The sequence below is a fragment of the uncultured Aggregatibacter sp. genome (assembly GCF_901873365.1).
GTDB lineage: Bacteria > Pseudomonadota > Gammaproteobacteria > Enterobacterales > Pasteurellaceae > Aggregatibacter.
Genome location: NZ_CABFLM010000067.1, coordinates 1 through 16826, shown reverse-complemented (window position 1 = coordinate 16826; position 16826 = coordinate 1). Strand labels below are relative to the sequence as shown.

The window sequence follows — 16826 nt, the reverse complement described above, 5'->3', positions numbered from 1 at the left end:
GTATATTAAAGATTTTTTATTAGTTGATAAATACACCAGCTCTCCAGTGGAATTTAGGCGTGAATTAAATATAAAAATTCATAATTTTGAAAAGATATTCCGAGAAACTGGTTTATATTATATAGGTGAATGGCATAGTCATCCGAATGCATCAGCGTGGTATAGTTTAACGGATTTGCAAGCAATGAATAATATTGCTTCTTGTAATACAGTTCAGCTGAATAATCCTGTTTTACTTATTTTAAGTATTTCTAACAATAAATTGTTGGATTTTAATTTCTTTATTTTTGATAAAGGTAGGTTAATTGTTTATGAATCATGTTGAGTTATCAGCCTTATTTCGTGGTATGCAAGGGCAAATGCAAAGCCAATTAAGTACCAATCGTGAATTTATTCATCATCCAGGTTCAAAAGGCGATGCCTTAGAAAATGCTTGGATTGAATGGTTGCAAAATTATTTACCAAATCGTTATAGTGTAGATAAAGCAATTGTGATTGATTACCAGGGAAATACTAGTGACCAAATTGATATTGTTATTTATGATAATTGGTTTACACCATTTATTTTTAATCAAAATGGTTTTAAATACATTCCAGCCGAAGGCGTTTATGCGGTTTTTGAAGTCAAACCTGATATTCAGGGAACGGTTGGCGATATTAATTATATTCAGTATGCAGGTCAAAAAATTGCCAGTGTTAGAAGACTAGACCGCACATCAACATCTATGATTAATTCTGGACAAAAGTTATCTGCCCGCCCATTGACAAAGATTATTGGTGGTATTTTAACCACCACCAATTCTTTCACACATAATAATAATGATACCATTGATAAGCATATCAAATCTTTAACTGATTTAGAGGGGATTGATTTGGGCTGTATTGTGGATTATGGTAGTTTCTTTGTTCAGTATGATGGTGAAGAGGATGTAAATGAGAAAGTCAATTTTAAAAAACGCATTCACGATTATTAATTATTATCAGAAGCGAACTTTTCAATCATTGGTATTTAGTCGACCTGAAAATTCATTAATCACTTTCTTTATGCAATTAACTCGTTATTTGCAACAAGCAATCGGAACAGTGCCAGCGATTGATTTACAGGCGTATATGAATACGATTGAGGAAAAAATTGATAGTGAAATTTAAGCTAAATTTCTTGAGTATTATCAGTCTTTTTGTTTATCAAGTATTGTTCTGAATAAAAAACACCGTTTCCAACCCTAAAAACGGTGTTTTTGCACAAACGGAATTACCTCTTCAAACTTCCCATATCAATTATAAATTGATATTTCATGACATAATTACGCAATCACCGGATACTATGACATCCTAACGTAATAGGGTTTTTGTAAGGTGTGTTTTCATTGATTAATCTTTAGGAAAATTGGTACAAGCGTGGACGCTTGCGCTATTGGAGATACAAAAACTCCCACGTTGCATCACAAAGCCAAGCAAAATACCACAAAATAACCCTGTTAAAAGCATAGGATCTCCTAAAGTAAGTAAAAAACGAATGCGGTATTTTTAATGAATTTAGAGTATATACTCCAAGAACTTTTAGTTAATTGATATGTGATTTAGAAATAACAATCCGCACATTTACGTGCGGATTGTTATTTTTTTGTGGCATAAAGTGCGGTTATTTTCCTGGGTGTTTTATCTTGGTTTGGTCTCTGCTAAAAAATCATAATGCTGGTTCATGCGCGCTGCCCAAGTTACTAAATTTGGGGAGAGCTTGTTTAAATCTAACCCGATTTGAGTTTGACGAAATACCCACCAGTCGATAAGACAGACGGCACTTATCGTACCGATATTTAACTGCTCACCAAATTTTGTCAGATACCTTTCCAATTCAATAAAACTACGACAATTACGTTCAGTGAGTTGTTCATGCCGTGTCGTCCACCATTCTTCCTGTGGGCGAAGCATGCGTTCAGCAAGCATTGGAATAGTATTTTCTAAAATGCCATCCACTAAAGAATGCGCCTGCAGCACCTGCCAACGTTGTTCTCCTTGTGGAAATAAACACTTACTGTGTCCGATAGAATCGAAATATTCACTGATTAATAGACTACCAAACAACCATTCTCCGTTATCAAGTTGTAACGCCGGAATGCGTCCGAGCGGGTTGTCTTGGTTATGTGGCGAATTGGGATCGAACGCGGATGTCACGCGTAACAATTCAATTTGTTCGTCCAATTTATGATATTTAAGCACAGCCATCACTTTGCGCACAAAGGGACTTGTGGTGGAATACCAAAGTTTCATGGTGATCTCCTTGTTCATTGCATCTTGGAACCTATAAAAGACGGTTAAGTTTTACCGCACTTTTGCCAATGACTTCTCTCTTGGGAAACTAAAACGTTATGGCTGATGCGAAAATTATGTCATTTGATAACTTTGTGTCCGCCGGTGTTTTGTAAAATAAAAATTCTTTTAGGAGGAGGATTCTGCGGTCATATTTTATTATATCTCTGCAACATTTAAGTTCTTTATTAATCAAATACTCCCCGCCTTTTCAATCACCAAAATCCGTGCTTCGCCTTGCGGGTGAGCGACGTGTTCGGTGCCGATGCCGGCGTAGAAAATATCGCCGGTTTCTAGCAATACGCTCTTGGCTTCGCCGCGCTCTTTGTAGTGCATTTCCACTACGCCGTCCATCACCGCAAAAACTTCCTCGCCATCATTGATATGCCATTTGTAAGGCTCATCCGTCCAATGTAACCGCACGCTGATGCCATTCATTTCAGCAATATCCAAACCGCCCCAAGCACGGGTGGCGGTAAAATCTGCGCTACGGATAATTTTGTGTGCCATGCTCTCTCCTTAACCTTAGTGGGCTTCGTCCCAATTCTCGCCCACGCCGACATCCACAATCAATGGTACCACAAGTTCGGCGGCGGCTTCCATGTGCTGTTTGATGAGATCGCTAAAAAACGCGATTTTTTCCGACCGCACTTCAAATACCAATTCATCGTGCACCTGCATGATCATGTAAATATCTGAATCATCGCGTGTAATTTCATCCAGTTTAATCATGGCGCGTTTGATGATGTCAGCGGCGGTACCTTGCATCGGTGCGTTAATCGCCACCCGTTCCGCGCCTTTGCGACGCATAGCATTGGAAGAATTAATTTCCGGCAAATACAAACGGCGTCCGAATAACGTTTCCACATAGCCTTGCGCTTTCGCCTTCTCACGGATGTCGTGCATAAAGGTTTGTACGCCCGGGTAACGTTGGAAATACAAATCCATGTAGCGTTGCGCATCCGCGCGGGAAATCCCAAGCTGACGGGAAAGTCCGAAAGAAGACATACCATAAATCAAGCCGAAGTTAATGGCTTTCGCGTTGCGGCGTTGTTCACTCGTCACCTGTTCCAACGGCAAACCGAAAATTTCCGCCGCGGTGGAGCGGTGAATGTCTTTACCTTGTGCGAACGCGTTAATCAAACCTGCGTCGTTGGACAAATGCGCCATAATACGCAGCTCGATTTGGGAATAGTCGGCGGCAATAATTTTATAACCGTCACGGGCAATAAAGGCTTGACGAATGCGGCGCCCTTCCTCGTTACGAATCGGAATATTCTGCAAATTCGGATCACTGGAGGAAAGCCGTCCTGTTGCCGTTACGGCTTGATGGTAAGAGGTGTGCACGCGCCCGGTTTGCGGGTTCACCATTTGCGGCAATTTGTCGGTGTACGTGGATTTCAGTTTGCTCAAACCGCGATGTTCCACCAACACTTTCGGTAATTCGTGGCTGTACGCCAGTTCCTCCAACACGTCTTCATTGGTGGACGGCGCGCCTTTCGGGGTTTTTTGCAGCACCGGCAAGCCGAGTTTATCGAACAGAATTTCTTGCAACTGTTTCGTGGACGCCAAATTGAACGGTTGCCCCGCCAGTTCATGCGCCTGCATTTCAAGTGCGGTCAATCTTTCGGTAATTTCGTTGGACTGCAAGAACAGCGCATCAGAATCAATCAACACACCACAACGCTCCATGCGCGACAATACGCCAAGCAACGGCAATTCGATGGACTGATAGAGTTCCACCAAACTGGGTTGCGACTGAAGTTTTTCCCACAACACTTGTTGCAATTTCATGGTCACATCGGCATCTTCCGCCGCGTATTCGCCTGCTTGCTCTAGTGGGATTTGGTTGAATGTCAGCTGATTTTTCCCTTTGCCGGCAATGTCTTCAAAGCCGATGGTTTGGTGGCCGAGATAACGCTTCGCTAAGTCGTCCATGTTGTGTCGACCGGTGCTGTCCAAGGTGTAAGAAAGCAACATGGTGTCGAATTCAATGCCCCGTAATTCAATGCCGTTGCGGGCGAAAATAGTCATATCAAACTTGAGATTCTGCCCGATTTTACCGATATTCGGGTTCTCTAAAATGGGTTTGAGTGCAGCAAGTGCGGTGCTTTTTTCGAGCGTTTTTGGCGCACCGAGATAATCCAAATGCAACGGTAAATACGCCGCTTCGCCATTTTCTAACGCAAAAGACACGCCGACCAAATTGGCAGACATATAATCTAGCCCGTCGGTTTCCGTATCCACCGCAATCAGTTTCTCGGCACTCAATTTTTCCACCCAGCGGGCTAAATCCTCTTCAGCTAGAATATTTTCATAGCGACTGCGGTCAATGTTAAATTTAACGGCATTTTCAACCGCACTTTCATCGGTTTTGACTGCCGGCGTCGCTTGATAGTGATTAATTTTCACCGATTGCGTCGGTTGCGTTACGGAACTGGTGCCGTTCATCACCTCGCCTAGCCAGCGTTTGAATTCATACCTCCCGAAATATTCGATTAAGGCGTCATTATCGCTCTCACTAAGCGCAAGTTCTTGCGGGGAAAATGCCAACGCCACGTCGGTTTTGATGGTTGCCAACGCGTAGGACAAATCTGCCATGTCTTTTTCAGCAAGCAATTTTTCACCGAGTTTCTTCGCACCACGAATCGGCAGTTCGGCGACTTTATCCAGATTGGCATAAATTTGTGCCATGCTACCGATGCCCTGCAAAAGCCCTAATGCGGTTTTTTCGCCAATACCGGACACACCGGGAATGTTGTCGGCGCTATCGCCCATCAATGCCAGGTAATCAATAATTAACTCCGGTGGAATGCCGTATTTTTCAATCACGCCATCACGATCCAGCAGGCTGTTGTTCATGGTATTAATCAACATAATGTTGTCATCCACCAGCTGTGCCATGTCTTTGTCGCCGGTACTGATCAGCACTTTTTGCCCATTTTGTGACGCTTGGCGTGCCAGCGTGCCGATTACATCGTCCGCTTCGACGCCTTCCACCACCAACAGCGGAATCCCCAAGGCGCGGATTATGTCGTGCAACGGCTGGATTTGTTTACGCAGATCATCCGGCATCGGCGGACGGTGAGATTTATATTGCTCAAACATTTCATCGCGGAAAGTTTTGCCTTTGGCATCAAACACCACCGCAATATGGCTTGGCTGCACCTGAGAAATCAAGCTTTTCAACATATTCAGCACACCATACATGGCGCCTGTCGGTTCACCGTTGGAGTTGGTAAGCGGAGGAAAAGCGTGAAAGGCGCGGTATAAATAAGAAGAACCGTCCACGAGGACAAGGGGATTTGCAGCAATTTGAGCCATAATCATCTCATGATGTTGATAAAATGTTGTCGCATTATAGCGAAAATCGGCCAAGGGCGCATGGGGAAATCCCCCTGAAAAAAGGGATTAAAAAACACCGAAAAAACATACCGCACTTTGTCTTGTCTGATCGGTGAAATCGCTGATGGATCTTGATCCTGACGGTGAAAATGCCTATACTCAGGTCGTTTTTAACACAATCCAGCAGAGGATCTTATGAAAAAATTCACACTTTTAGCGCTTAGCGCGGCTATCGTATCAACAACGGCAATCGCCTCCGATGTTAATTTCACTGATTTAGGTGTTGGGGTTGGCGTGGGTACAACAAAATATGAAGATGCAAAACGTATTGCCAATATTGATGCTATCGTTGATTATGGTTTTCAACTTGATGAAAATGTCGTCGGTATCGTGGAAGGAAAATTAAAAGCGCATGATTCCAAATTACAAGACAACGCTTATGGCCGATTTGAACAACGAGGACGTTTAGGCGTAGGCTATTTGCTAGGTTATAAAGTCGCACCGTCTATTTTGCCTTATGCGAAACTCAGTGGCGAAGTGGTGAAATTTAAAGCCTATGCTCACGATGGCAGTTACAGTGCAAGCGACACAAACTTAGGTTATGGTTTCGGTGCCGGCGTGAAAGCCGCCGTTGTGCCAAACTTTGAACTTGGCGTTGAATATTTACGCACCGGTCATCGCTTTGAAAGCACGAACATTAAAGGCAATACATTCAGCACAAGCGCGACCTATCGTTTCTAATTTGAATGCATTTTAAAGATATTGCGCCGAAGGAAAACCAACGGCGCAATTTTTTTGCCTGCGCAATCTTACGGAAACCTTGCCCTATCCTTTCCTATTTGGTGTAAAATTCGCCTGCTTATGAAATTTCAACCCCTAAAAACACTGTTTTTTTCGACCGCACTTTTCACCACCAGCGCCTGTGGCACTGTGGTAAAACTGGTGGATCCGACAGAGCCTTATCGCGCTTATGCCGGCACGAAATACGATTTCGAGATGGCAAAGCGCTGGGGCTTACCGATTTTGGATTTGCCGTTGTCTTTTCTGTTGGATACGGCACTTTTGCCTTATGTCTGGTCGCAAAGTGAATAATCAATGACTATGAAACTCAATCCGCAACAACAACAAGCCGTGGAATATGTGTCCGGCCCTTGCCTCGTTTTGGCAGGGGCAGGCTCAGGAAAAACGCGCGTCATCATCAACAAAATCGCTCACCTGATTGGTAAGTGCGGTTATCTTCCAAAGCAAATCGCCGCCGTCACTTTCACCAATAAAGCCGCACGTGAAATGAAAGAACGTGTGGCACAGTCCATCGGTAAGGAATCCTCCAAAGGGCTAATTGTGTCCACCTTTCACACTCTCGGGTTTGACATTATTAAGCGTGAATATAAGCACTTAGGTTTTAAAGCGAACATGACGCTGTTTGATGAACATGATCAAATGGCGTTGTTAAAAGAGCTCACCGCCGATCTATTGCAAGAAGACAAAGAGTTACTACGCACGCTGATCAATCGCATTTCCAACTGGAAAAATGATTTATGTAGCCCGCAACAAGCAATGGCATTGGCGCGTGATAAGCAAGAACAAACCTTCGCTCATTGTTACGACCGCTATAACAAGCAGCTACGCGCTTACAATGCCTTGGATTTTGATGATTTGATTATGTTGCCGACCCTACTGTTCAAACAAAACGAAGAAGTGCGGTCCAAATGGCAGGAGAAAATTCGCTATCTGTTGGTCGATGAATACCAAGACACTAACACCAGCCAATATGAGTTGATTAAGTTATTAGTGGGGGAACGCGCGCGTTTCACCGTAGTGGGGGACGACGATCAGTCTATTTATTCTTGGCGTGGTGCACGACCACAGAATATGGTGCGGTTACGCGATGATTTTCCGGCGTTACGGGTGATTAAACTGGAACAAAATTACCGTTCCAGCCAACGCATTTTACATTGCGCCAATATCCTCATCGATAACAATGATCATGTTTTCGACAAAAAACTCTTTTCCAATTTAGGCGAAGGGGAAAAGTTACAAATTATTGAAGCGAAAAACGAAGAACATGAAGCAGAACGTGTCGTGGGCGAACTCATTGCTCACCGTTTTATCGCGAAAACCCATTATCGTGATTATGCCATTTTGTATCGTGGTAACCACCAATCGCGCTTGCTGGAAAAAATTCTGATGCAAAACCGCATTCCATACAAAATCTCCGGCGGCACATCCTTTTTCTCCCGCGCGGAAATTAAGGACATGATGGCGTATTTGCGTTTGGTGGTGAATCAAGATGATGATGCGGCGTTTTTGCGCATTGTGAACACGCCAAAACGGGAAATCGGTACGGCAACACTGGAAAAATTGGGTTCACTGGCGCAAGAAAAACATGTCAGCTTATTTGAAGCAATTTTTGATTTTGAGCTGATTCAACGGGTCACCCCGAAAGCCTATGATGCGTTGCAAAAATTCGCCCGTTGGATTGTCGAATTGAATGACGAAATACAACGTTCCGAACCTGAACGCGCCGTGCGCTCCATGCTTGCTTCGTTACATTATGAAGAATATTTATACGAATACGCCACTAGCCCGAAAGCGGCAGAAATGCAGAGTAAAAACGTGGCAACGTTGTTTGATTGGGTTGCTGATATGCTCAAAGGCGATGAATTTAATGAGCCGATGAATCTGAACCAAATCGTCACCCGCTTAACGTTGCGCGATATGTTAGAACGCGGCGAAGAGGAAGATGACAGCGATCAGGTACAATTAATGACGCTTCATGCCTCCAAAGGGCTGGAATTTCCGCATGTGTTTTTAATCGGCATGGAAGAAGGCATTTTGCCGCATCAAACCAGCATTGACGAAGACAACGTGGAAGAAGAACGCCGTTTGGCGTATGTGGGCATTACGCGTGCGCAGCAGAATCTGTGGTTTTCGCTATGTAAGGAACGGCGTCAGTTTGGCGAATTGATTCGTCCTGAGCCAAGCCGATTCTTACTGGAGTTGCCGGAAAACGATTTGCAGTGGGAGCGGGATAAACCGCCGTTAAGTGTCGAACAGCAACAAGCGAAAACACAAAGCCATATTGCCAATTTACGGGCGATTTTACGCGGGAAATAATTAGCGAAGGTGATACTTGAAGTTGTCGAGAAATCGCACAACTAACTTGATTTCAAGCACTTTTCGGAAAAAATAATTTGACTTATTATTATAAATCCGTATTATACCGCCCACAAACCGATTGTGGTGAGATGGCCGAGCAGGCTGAAGGCGCTCCCCTGCTAAGGGAGTATGGGGTCAAAAACTCCATCGAGGGTTCGAATCCCTCTCTCACCGCCATTTGTTTAATTTGTCTCGCACCCGTAGCTCAGCTGGATAGAGTACTCGGCTACGAACCGAGCGGTCAGAGGTTCGAATCCTCTCGGGTGCGCCATTTTAAATCGACTCTATTGTTTAAAATGGTCTGAGCAAATTAAACATCAACTACGCACCCGTAGCTCAGCTGGATAGAGTACTCGGCTACGAACCGAGCGGTCAAAGGTTCGAATCCTTTCGGGTGCGCCATTCTCTCTTATCTCTATTTCTTTTTCAATTAGCTTTAATCCTGCTTTTCGTTTCTAAAGTAAACGCATTAACTGTTTCAAGTGTCATCTCCTTTCTTCGAATAAAAAGAAAGGAGGTACAGTTTCTATGGACATTTTTATTGACCGTGAAACCGCCCTCCTTATCTTGCCACTTATTGGCTTTTAGTGTTTCGCTGCACGACTGCCGTGGCAATGTTTGTATTTTTTACCTGAACCACATGGACAAGGTTCATTACGCCCGATTTTATGGTGTTCTTCCACCGCATTTTGAGCGCCTTGTTCATCCTGTGATTCTTCATTGTGATACTGCATTGCTGCCGCCTCACGTTGCGCCAATTCTTGACGTAAACGTTCTGCTTCTTCCATTTCCTCTTGTGTGCGAACTTGAACGCGACTTAAGGTGGTGACCACACTTAATTTCAAGGCATCCAACATTTCGGTAAACATTTGGAAAGACTCTTTTTTGTACTCTTGTTTCGGATCTTTTTGTGCATAACCGCGTAAATGAATACCACGGCGTAGGTGATCCATCGCAGATAAATGTTCTTTCCAAAGTTCATCTAGGGTTTGTAACATCACGCCTTTTTCAAAATTGCGCATAGTTTGTGCACCGGCCAATTCTTCTTTGCGTTTATATTCATCCGTAGCCGCTTGAATAATACGCTCACGCAAGGTTTCTTCATGCAGATGATTGTCTTCATCCAGCCATTTGGTGATAGGTAAATCCAGCGCGAAATCTTGTTTTAAACGTTGTTCCAAGGCTGGCACATCCCATTGTTCTTCAAGTGATTGTGGCGGAATGTATTGATCGATAACGCTGTTGAAGACGTCCTGACGAATCACATCGATAGTTTCAGAAATATCGTCATTTTCTAACAATTCATTGCGTTGTTCATAAATCGCATGGCGTTGGTCGTTTGCCACATCATCAAATTCAAGTAAGTTTTTACGTCCATCGAAGTTGTGTGCTTCCACTTTGGCTTGTGCGGAGGCAATGACTTTTGCCAACAGCTTGGATTCCATGGCCTCGCCAGGTTGACTGAAGGCTTTGCGCATCATGTTAAGTTTGCCTTCATTGAGGTAAATACGCATTAACGCATCGTCTAAGGATAAATAGAAACGGGAAGAACCCGGATCCCCTTGACGGCCGGAACGACCGCGCAACTGGTTGTCGATACGGCGGGATTCATGGCGTTCTGTACCGATAATATGCAAGCCTCCGGCTTGTTTTACGATGTTATGACGTTCTTGCCATGCAGCTTTGATCGCCTCAATTTGTTCCGGCGTTGGATTTTCCAGTTTATCCACTTCGGCTTTCCAGTTACCACCCAATACGATATCGGTACCACGACCCGCCATGTTGGTGGCGATAGTGACAGCTCCCGGATACCCTGCATTAGCGACGATTTCCGCTTCTTGTGCGTGGAACTTGGCGTTCAACACATTATGCTTAATGCCGGCTTTATTCAACGCATTAGAGAGTAATTCGGATTTTTCAATAGAGATTGTTCCCACTAACACCGGCTGGTTACGTGCTACGCAATCTTTGATGTCCTCAATGATGGCGTTGAATTTGTATTCTTCTGTTTCAAACATCACATCAGTGCGATCGTCACGGATCATTGGACGATTGGTCGGAATGACGACGGTTTCTAAGCCATAAATTTTTTGGAATTCAAAGGCTTCTGTATCCGCCGTACCGGTCATCCCCGCTAATTTCTCGTATAAACGGAAATAGTTTTGGTAAGTGATAGAGGCAACAGTTTGGTTTTCGCTTTGAATGCGAACCCCTTCTTTGGCTTCGATGGCTTGGTGTAAGCCGTCCGACCAACGACGACCTGCCATCGTACGACCGGTGTGTTCATCTACGATAACAATCTCACCATCCTTCACGATGTAATCCACATCACGTTCAAATAAAGTATGAGCACGCAATGCCGCCATAACGTGGTGTAACAAAGAAATTTTAGACGGTGAATAAAGGGATTCGGTGTCTTTCATGAATCCATGTTCAATTAACCATTGTTCGCATTTTTCTTGCCCACGTTCGGTCAGGTAAGCTTGTTTGGTTTTTAAATCCAACGTGTAATCGCCTGTACCTTGATATTCTTCGGTATCTTCTTTGTCTTGTTTAATTAAGACAGGAATCAACTTGTCGATAGCAATATACAGCTCGGAGCTGTCTTCTGCCTGACCGGAAATGATTAACGGCGTACGCGCTTCGTCAATTAATATGGAGTCCACTTCATCCACTAACGCATAGTAGAGATCTTTTTGAAAACGCTCTTGCGGGGCGTGCGCCAAGTTGTCACGCAAATAATCAAAACCTAACTCGCTATTAGTGGCATAAGTAATGTCCGCTGCGTATGCTGCGCGTTTTTCTTCCGGTGACATGCCCGGCACGTTTACACCGACTGTCAGACCTAAAAATTCGAATAATGGACGGTTGGTTTCCGCATCGCGGCGGGCAAGATAGTCATTCACGGTAACCACATGCACGGCTTTGCCCGGTAACGCGTTCAAATAGCATGGCAATGTCGCAGTTAAGGTTTTCCCTTCACCGGTACGCATTTCCGCGATACAGCGACTGTTAAGCACCATACCGCCGATAAGTTGCACGTCGAAATGACGCATACCAAGCACACGTTTACTGGCTTCACGCACGGTCGCGAATGCTTCCGGCATTAAACTTTCCAAGGTTGCGCCTTGTGCTAAACGGTCACGGAATTCCGCCGTTTTGGCTTTGAGTTGTTCATCGCTTAACGCTTCGTATTCCGGCTCAAGTTTATTAATTTTGACGACGATTTTATTGAGGCGACGTAAAACACGATCATTACGACTGCCAAAAATTTTGGTTGCAATAGTTCTAAGCATAATTCTTTCTTTTTTAAAAACAGATAAATGAAATCGTTTAATGACATTAAACGACGGAATAAATAAGACAATCGAGGTTAAATGAATACCGGCCCTGCACGAATTGGCGCATGAGAAATAAATGGCGAACGCGAAAAGTGCGGTTCGTTTTGCGAGAGAATTTCAACCGTCGGTAAGGTATGTTGCGGTTGATATTGTTGATGGCGGGTTTGTTGTAATAAAGACACCGCCGTTAAAATTTGAGGCGCATTTTGCTGTTGCGTATTTTGATAGTTTTCACTACCAACAGCAGCCGGATAATTCAGTTCCTGCGTAGCGGGCAAAACAAAAATCGCCAGCATGCCGAGAAGCAGTCGCGACCAAAAATTGTGTTTGCTTTTGTTGGAAATAATCATAGGGATTTCACTATCAAAAAATTGTCGGTATTGTAGCGGAATTTCGCTACAATGTCATAAATATTAGGGCGGAGAGGCGGAAAACAAGGCAATGCGTTATCAAAAACCGATCAACATTCACACCTTATTGCAAGATTCGCCATTGGCGAAAATGATGCAAAAAGGCGTTCGATTGAATGAATTAAATCAGCAAATGAAAGCGTTCTTTCCTGCGGAATTTGACGGACTGTATCGTATTGCCAATATTGAACAACAGAGTTTGCGTATTGAGGTGGCTAATGCCATGGTTCGCCAAAGTTTTTTGTTTCGCCAACAGGCATTATTGGGCGTTATTCAGCAGCATTTGCCGGAAATTACCGAACTCATTTTTTATATTAATCCTGAATTTCGTTCTGAGGCATAAAAGTGTGGTGTCTTTTTCAGGTGTTTTTACGGAGATGAGATGAAAATAGGGAAGTTAGCCAAAGCGGTTGGCTGTAGTGTAGATGCCATTCGATTTTATGAACAAAAAGGCATCATGCCACGCCCACTGCGTTCTGCCGGTGGTTTTCGTTTATACACGGATGAACATGTGCAACGCTTGTCATTTATTTGTTACTGCCGATCTTTGGATATGTCCCTGGACGAAATCAAATTGCTCTTGAGTTTAGACACCGCATCGGAACAACAAAAGACAGAAATTAATCAATTACTCGATCGACATATTCAAGATATCGCCAAGCATATTCACCGATTACAGCATTTGCGCATGAATTTGTTGCAATTAAAACAGCAATGTGGCGCATCAGAGCAGCAGAATTTACTGCAGATTTTACAGCGCAGTCATGCGAAGTTCAGACCGATAAGATAACCACCGAAAATGTATAAAACGTAACTTGGGGTGGTAGGGGAAAAGATCTATACTATTGGTCTGATTTACTTTTCTCGGAGTTGTTATGCCGGATCGTTCTCCTAATATCGCAACACATGATCCTTTCGGCAGCTTGTTGGGTTATGCGCCCGGCGGCGTTGCCATTTATTCTTCAGACTATAATACGGCAGATTCGCAGGAATACCCTGACGATGCCGCTTTTCGTAGCTACCTGGGTGGCGAATACATGGGCTATAAGTGGCAATGTGTGGAATTCGCCCGTCGCTATCTTTATCTCAATTACGGCATGGTCTTCACCGATGTTGGCATGGCGTACGAAATTTTTTCCCTGCGTTTTCTACGCCAAGTGGTTAATGACGCATTGTTACCGCTACAAGCCTTTGCTAATGGCGGAAAGCGAGCACCAGAATGTGGTGCGTTGCTGATCTGGCAGGAAGGTGGCGAGTTCAAACACACCGGCCATGTGGCTATTATCACCGAGGTGCTGACAGATAAAGTACGCATTGCGGAGCAAAATGTGATTCACTCCCGCCTGCCGAGCGGTCAACAATGGACCCGTGAATTGCCAATGACGGTAACAGAGGACGGCTATCGCTTATATGATACCTTTGATGATACAGAAATCCTTGGTTGGATGATTCAAACAGATAACGAGGAATTCAGCCTGCCACAACCTATGCCGGCGCCGAATAAACTCAACATTTGTGCAAAACATATTGAGAATCAAGGGCAGTTTTCAGCAAACTGGCTGGATGAAACAAAACCGTTAGAGGCAGCTTACGTCAAAGCAATGCAAGGACATCGAGTGAATCATGGTGATCAATATCGTTATTTTGCGCTTTCCGAAAGCGCACAACATGAACTGATTCGCGCCACAAATGAATTGCATCTCATGTATTTGCACGCCACCGACAAAGTACTCAAAGACGATAACTTATTGCAATATTTCAACATCCCAAAACTGCTTTGGCCTCGCCTGCGGTTATCTTGGCAAAATCGTCGTTATCAAACCATCAGTGGACGATTAGATTTCTGTCTCGATGAGCGTGGTTTGAAAGTGTATGAATACAATGCCGATTCCGCCTCTTGTCATGCTGAAGCGGGCGCAATCTTGCCACGTTGGGCAACACAAGCCGGACTCACTACGGGGCATGATCCGAGCGAAGGTTTACTTAATGCGTTGGCAGATACATGGAAACACAGCCATGCGACATCGTTAGTCCATATTATGCAGGATTACGATGCTGAAGAAGATTACCATGCCTTGTTTATGCGTGATGCCCTTACACAAGCCGGTTTTAAAACGAAGATTATTCACGGCACGGAAGGCCTTCACTGGGATACGCGCGGACAATTATTAGACGATGAAAATCAGCGTATCCAAAGCGTATGGAAAACCTGGGCGTGGGAAACCGTGTTGGAGCAATTACGCGATGATGCCACGGGTCGCGAGGTCGCCCCACCGATTCGTACCGGTTATCCGGAAGATAAAGTGCGGTTAATTGACGTGTTACTTCGTCCGGAAGTACTGGTTTATGAACCTTTGTGGACAGCCATTCCAAGTAACAAAGCCATTTTGCCGGTGTTATGGTCGTTGTTTCCAAATCACCGTTATTTGTTGGAAGCGGGATTTGAACTGACACCAGAATTAATTAAAAATGGCTATGCACAAAAACCAATTGCCGGTCGTCGTGGGGATAATGTGAAGCTCATTGGCGAATGTAAAACCGTGTTAGACAGTACAAACGGCCGTTTTGATAAACAGGAAAACATTTACCAGCAACTTTGGTGTTTGCCGAAAGTAGAAGATCAATATGTACAGGTATGCACTTTTACCGTAGGTGGACATTATGCCGGGAGCTGTTTGCGTTCCGACCCGACTCGGGTGATTGTCGGCGATAGCGATATGCAGCCGTTACGTATATTCAACGACAAGGCATTTATCACTGATTAAGCCATCAATGGATCTTGAGACTGTTCTCTAGGCATTTGAGTCATAAAAATTTTGGAAAGAATGTTCGAATCTTTGATCAAGATAACAGTTTTTAGGTAGAAATTCTCATAGAATAGAGACAGTCTTTATTTTTAGTACTTTTAACACAACGAGGTGATCTATGACTGACTTAAGTAAAGTGATTAAAGAACTTGAAGCACTTGGTATTCATGATATCAAAGAGGTTGTTTATAACCCAAGTTACGAACAATTATTTGAAGAAGAAACTAAACCGGGCTTGGAAGGTTTTGAAAAAGGTACGTTGACCACAACCGGTGCGGTGGCTGTGGATACCGGCATCTTTACCGGTCGTTCACCGAAAGATAAATATATTGTGTTGGATGACACCACAAAAGACACCGTTTGGTGGACTTCCGATGCAGCGAAAAATGATAACAAACCAATGACCCAAGAAACTTGGGCGAGCTTGAAAGGCATTGTGACTAAACAACTTTCCGGTAAACGCCTATTTGTGGTTGATGGTTTCTGTGGTGCCAGCGAACAAGACCGTATCGCAGTACGTATCGTAACTGAAGTGGCATGGCAAGCCCATTTCGTGAAAAACATGTTTATTCGTCCGACAGAAGCTGAATTGAAAGATTTCAAACCAGGTTTCGTGGTGATGAACGGTTCTAAATGCACCAACCCGAATTGGAAAGAACAAGGTTTGAACTCTGAGAACTTCGTTGCATTTAACTTGACTGAACGTGTTCAATTAATCGGCGGTACTTGGTACGGCGGTGAAATGAAGAAAGGAATGTTCTCCATGATGAACTACTTCCTTCCACTTAAAGGCGTGGGTGCAATGCACTGTTCCGCTAACGTAGGTAAAGATGGCGATGTGGCTGTATTCTTCGGTTTGTCCGGTACCGGTAAAACCACCCTTTCTACCGATCCAAAACGTCAATTAATCGGTGACGATGAACACGGTTGGGATGATGTGGGTATCTTCAACTTTGAGGGTGGCTGCTACGCGAAAACTATTCACCTTTCTGAAGAAAACGAACCGGATATTTATCGCGCAATCCGTCGTGATGCGTTATTAGAAAACGTGGTTGTGCGTGCAGACGGTTCCGTTGACTTTGATGACGGTTCAAAAACTGAAAATACCCGTGTGTCCTACCCGATTTATCACATCGATAACATCGTTAAACCGGTTTCCCGTGCAGGTCACGCAACGAAAGTAATTTTCTTAACGGCAGACGCATTCGGCGTATTGCCACCGGTTTCTAAATTAACTCCGGAACAAACCAAATACTACTTCTTATCCGGCTTTACTGCAAAATTAGCGGGTACAGAACGTGGTATCACCGAACCAACCCCAACTTTCTCAGCGTGTTTTGGTGCTGCGTTCTTAACTTTACACCCAACTCAATATGCGGAAGTGTTAGTTAAACGTATGCAAGCGGCAGGTGCGGAAGCTTACTTAGTGAACACCGGTTGGAACGGTACAGGCA

14 protein-coding genes and 3 tRNA genes are annotated in these 16826 nt (G+C 44.1%); 12 read left to right on the top strand and 5 right to left on the bottom strand.

Going from position 1 to position 16826, the window contains the following annotated elements; genetic code table 11:
• The coding region (locus QZ106_RS05840; RefSeq protein WP_295975458.1) for a Mov34/MPN/PAD-1 family protein at positions 1-325 on the top strand (325 nt) is incomplete at its 5' end.
• Positions 312-974, top strand: coding sequence for a DUF6602 domain-containing protein (locus QZ106_RS05835; protein ID WP_295975454.1), 663 nt, complete (start codon positions 312-314; stop codon positions 972-974). The genes QZ106_RS05840 and QZ106_RS05835, both read left to right, overlap by 14 nt.
• Before the next feature lie 685 nt (positions 975-1659).
• On the opposite strand, the gene QZ106_RS05830 is transcribed toward QZ106_RS05835, so the two are convergent.
• From QZ106_RS05830 to polA, 3 genes are all read right to left on the bottom strand, one after another.
• Positions 1660-2271 (bottom strand): glutathione S-transferase, encoded by a 612-nt coding sequence (locus QZ106_RS05830; RefSeq protein ID WP_295975450.1) that lies wholly within the window; start codon positions 2269-2271, stop codon positions 1660-1662.
• Positions 2272-2502: 231 nt separating this feature from the next.
• On the bottom strand, positions 2503-2820 hold the full coding sequence (locus tag QZ106_RS05825; RefSeq protein WP_295975448.1) for a cupin: 318 nt from the start codon (positions 2818-2820) through the stop codon (positions 2503-2505).
• A gap of 15 nt (positions 2821-2835) precedes the next feature.
• Positions 2836-5634, bottom strand: a complete 2799-nt coding sequence (gene polA / locus QZ106_RS05820) for a DNA polymerase I (protein ID WP_295975445.1) — start codon at positions 5632-5634, stop codon at positions 2836-2838.
• A 216-nt stretch (positions 5635-5850) separates the two neighbouring features.
• On the opposite strand from polA, the gene QZ106_RS05815 reads away from it, so the two are divergent.
• From QZ106_RS05815 to QZ106_RS05790, 6 genes are all read left to right on the top strand, one after another.
• The gene (locus tag QZ106_RS05815; protein WP_295975442.1) at positions 5851-6396 is read left to right on the top strand and encodes a porin family protein; all 546 of its coding nucleotides are present in this window, start codon (positions 5851-5853) and stop codon (positions 6394-6396) included.
• 120 nt (positions 6397-6516) lie between these two features.
• Positions 6517-6747, top strand: a complete 231-nt coding sequence (locus QZ106_RS05810) for a YceK/YidQ family lipoprotein (protein ID WP_295975440.1) — start codon at positions 6517-6519, stop codon at positions 6745-6747.
• Between the two features lie 9 nt (positions 6748-6756).
• On the top strand, positions 6757-8772 hold the full coding sequence (gene rep / locus QZ106_RS05805; protein WP_295975460.1) for a DNA helicase Rep: 2016 nt from the start codon (positions 6757-6759) through the stop codon (positions 8770-8772).
• A gap of 125 nt (positions 8773-8897) precedes the next feature.
• Positions 8898-8991: transfer RNA gene (locus tag QZ106_RS05800), tRNA-Ser, on the top strand.
• A 17-nt stretch (positions 8992-9008) separates the two neighbouring features.
• Positions 9009-9085, top strand: a tRNA-Arg gene (locus QZ106_RS05795).
• Between the two features lie 54 nt (positions 9086-9139).
• Positions 9140-9216, top strand: a tRNA-Arg gene (locus QZ106_RS05790).
• 182 nt (positions 9217-9398) lie between these two features.
• On the opposite strand, the gene secA is transcribed toward QZ106_RS05790, so the two are convergent.
• Together secA and secM are read right to left on the bottom strand one after the other, a co-directional pair.
• A complete protein-coding gene (secA, locus tag QZ106_RS05785) occupies positions 9399-12110 on the bottom strand; it encodes a preprotein translocase subunit SecA (RefSeq protein WP_295975438.1) in 2712 nt (903 codons plus the stop codon).
• A 77-nt stretch (positions 12111-12187) separates the two neighbouring features.
• Entirely contained in the window at positions 12188-12505 is a 318-nt protein-coding gene (gene secM / locus QZ106_RS05780; protein WP_295975435.1) for a secA translation cis-regulator SecM, read from the bottom strand.
• A gap of 91 nt (positions 12506-12596) precedes the next feature.
• Between secM and QZ106_RS05775 the strand changes: the two genes are divergently transcribed.
• From QZ106_RS05775 to pckA, 4 genes are all read left to right on the top strand, one after another.
• The gene (locus tag QZ106_RS05775; RefSeq protein WP_295975432.1) at positions 12597-12908 is read left to right on the top strand and encodes a DciA family protein; all 312 of its coding nucleotides are present in this window, start codon (positions 12597-12599) and stop codon (positions 12906-12908) included.
• 39 nt (positions 12909-12947) lie between these two features.
• The gene (locus tag QZ106_RS05770) at positions 12948-13355 is read left to right on the top strand and encodes a MerR family transcriptional regulator (RefSeq protein ID WP_295975430.1); all 408 of its coding nucleotides are present in this window, start codon (positions 12948-12950) and stop codon (positions 13353-13355) included.
• A gap of 85 nt (positions 13356-13440) precedes the next feature.
• Positions 13441-15330 carry a bifunctional glutathionylspermidine amidase/synthase gene (gss, locus tag QZ106_RS05765; protein ID WP_295975429.1) on the top strand — a complete coding sequence of 630 codons (1890 nt, stop codon included), beginning with the start codon at positions 13441-13443 and terminating at the stop codon, positions 15328-15330.
• Between the two features lie 160 nt (positions 15331-15490).
• The coding region (gene pckA, locus QZ106_RS05760) for a phosphoenolpyruvate carboxykinase (ATP) (protein WP_295975426.1) at positions 15491-16826 on the top strand (1336 nt) is incomplete at its 3' end.

What these genes read in the sequence shown, in the direction of transcription:
- QZ106_RS05775 (WP_295975432.1), top strand. Translation starts at nt 12,597, where the DNA reads ATGCGTTATCAAAAACCGATCAACATTCACACCTTATTGCAAGATTCG.
- secM (WP_295975435.1), bottom strand. Translation starts at nt 12,505, where the DNA reads ATGATTATTTCCAACAAAAGCAAACACAATTTTTGGTCGCGACTGCTT.
- QZ106_RS05825 (WP_295975448.1), bottom strand. Translation starts at nt 2,820, where the DNA reads ATGGCACACAAAATTATCCGTAGCGCAGATTTTACCGCCACCCGTGCT.
- QZ106_RS05815 (WP_295975442.1), top strand. Translation starts at nt 5,851, where the DNA reads ATGAAAAAATTCACACTTTTAGCGCTTAGCGCGGCTATCGTATCAACA.
- rep (WP_295975460.1), top strand. Translation starts at nt 6,757, where the DNA reads ATGAAACTCAATCCGCAACAACAACAAGCCGTGGAATATGTGTCCGGC.
- secA (WP_295975438.1), bottom strand. Translation starts at nt 12,110, where the DNA reads ATGCTTAGAACTATTGCAACCAAAATTTTTGGCAGTCGTAATGATCGT.
- QZ106_RS05810 (WP_295975440.1), top strand. Translation starts at nt 6,517, where the DNA reads ATGAAATTTCAACCCCTAAAAACACTGTTTTTTTCGACCGCACTTTTC.
- QZ106_RS05835 (WP_295975454.1), top strand. Translation starts at nt 312, where the DNA reads ATGAATCATGTTGAGTTATCAGCCTTATTTCGTGGTATGCAAGGGCAA.
- gss (WP_295975429.1), top strand. Translation starts at nt 13,441, where the DNA reads ATGCCGGATCGTTCTCCTAATATCGCAACACATGATCCTTTCGGCAGC.
- QZ106_RS05770 (WP_295975430.1), top strand. Translation starts at nt 12,948, where the DNA reads ATGAAAATAGGGAAGTTAGCCAAAGCGGTTGGCTGTAGTGTAGATGCC.
- polA (WP_295975445.1), bottom strand. Translation starts at nt 5,634, where the DNA reads ATGGCTCAAATTGCTGCAAATCCCCTTGTCCTCGTGGACGGTTCTTCT.
- QZ106_RS05830 (WP_295975450.1), bottom strand. Translation starts at nt 2,271, where the DNA reads ATGAAACTTTGGTATTCCACCACAAGTCCCTTTGTGCGCAAAGTGATG.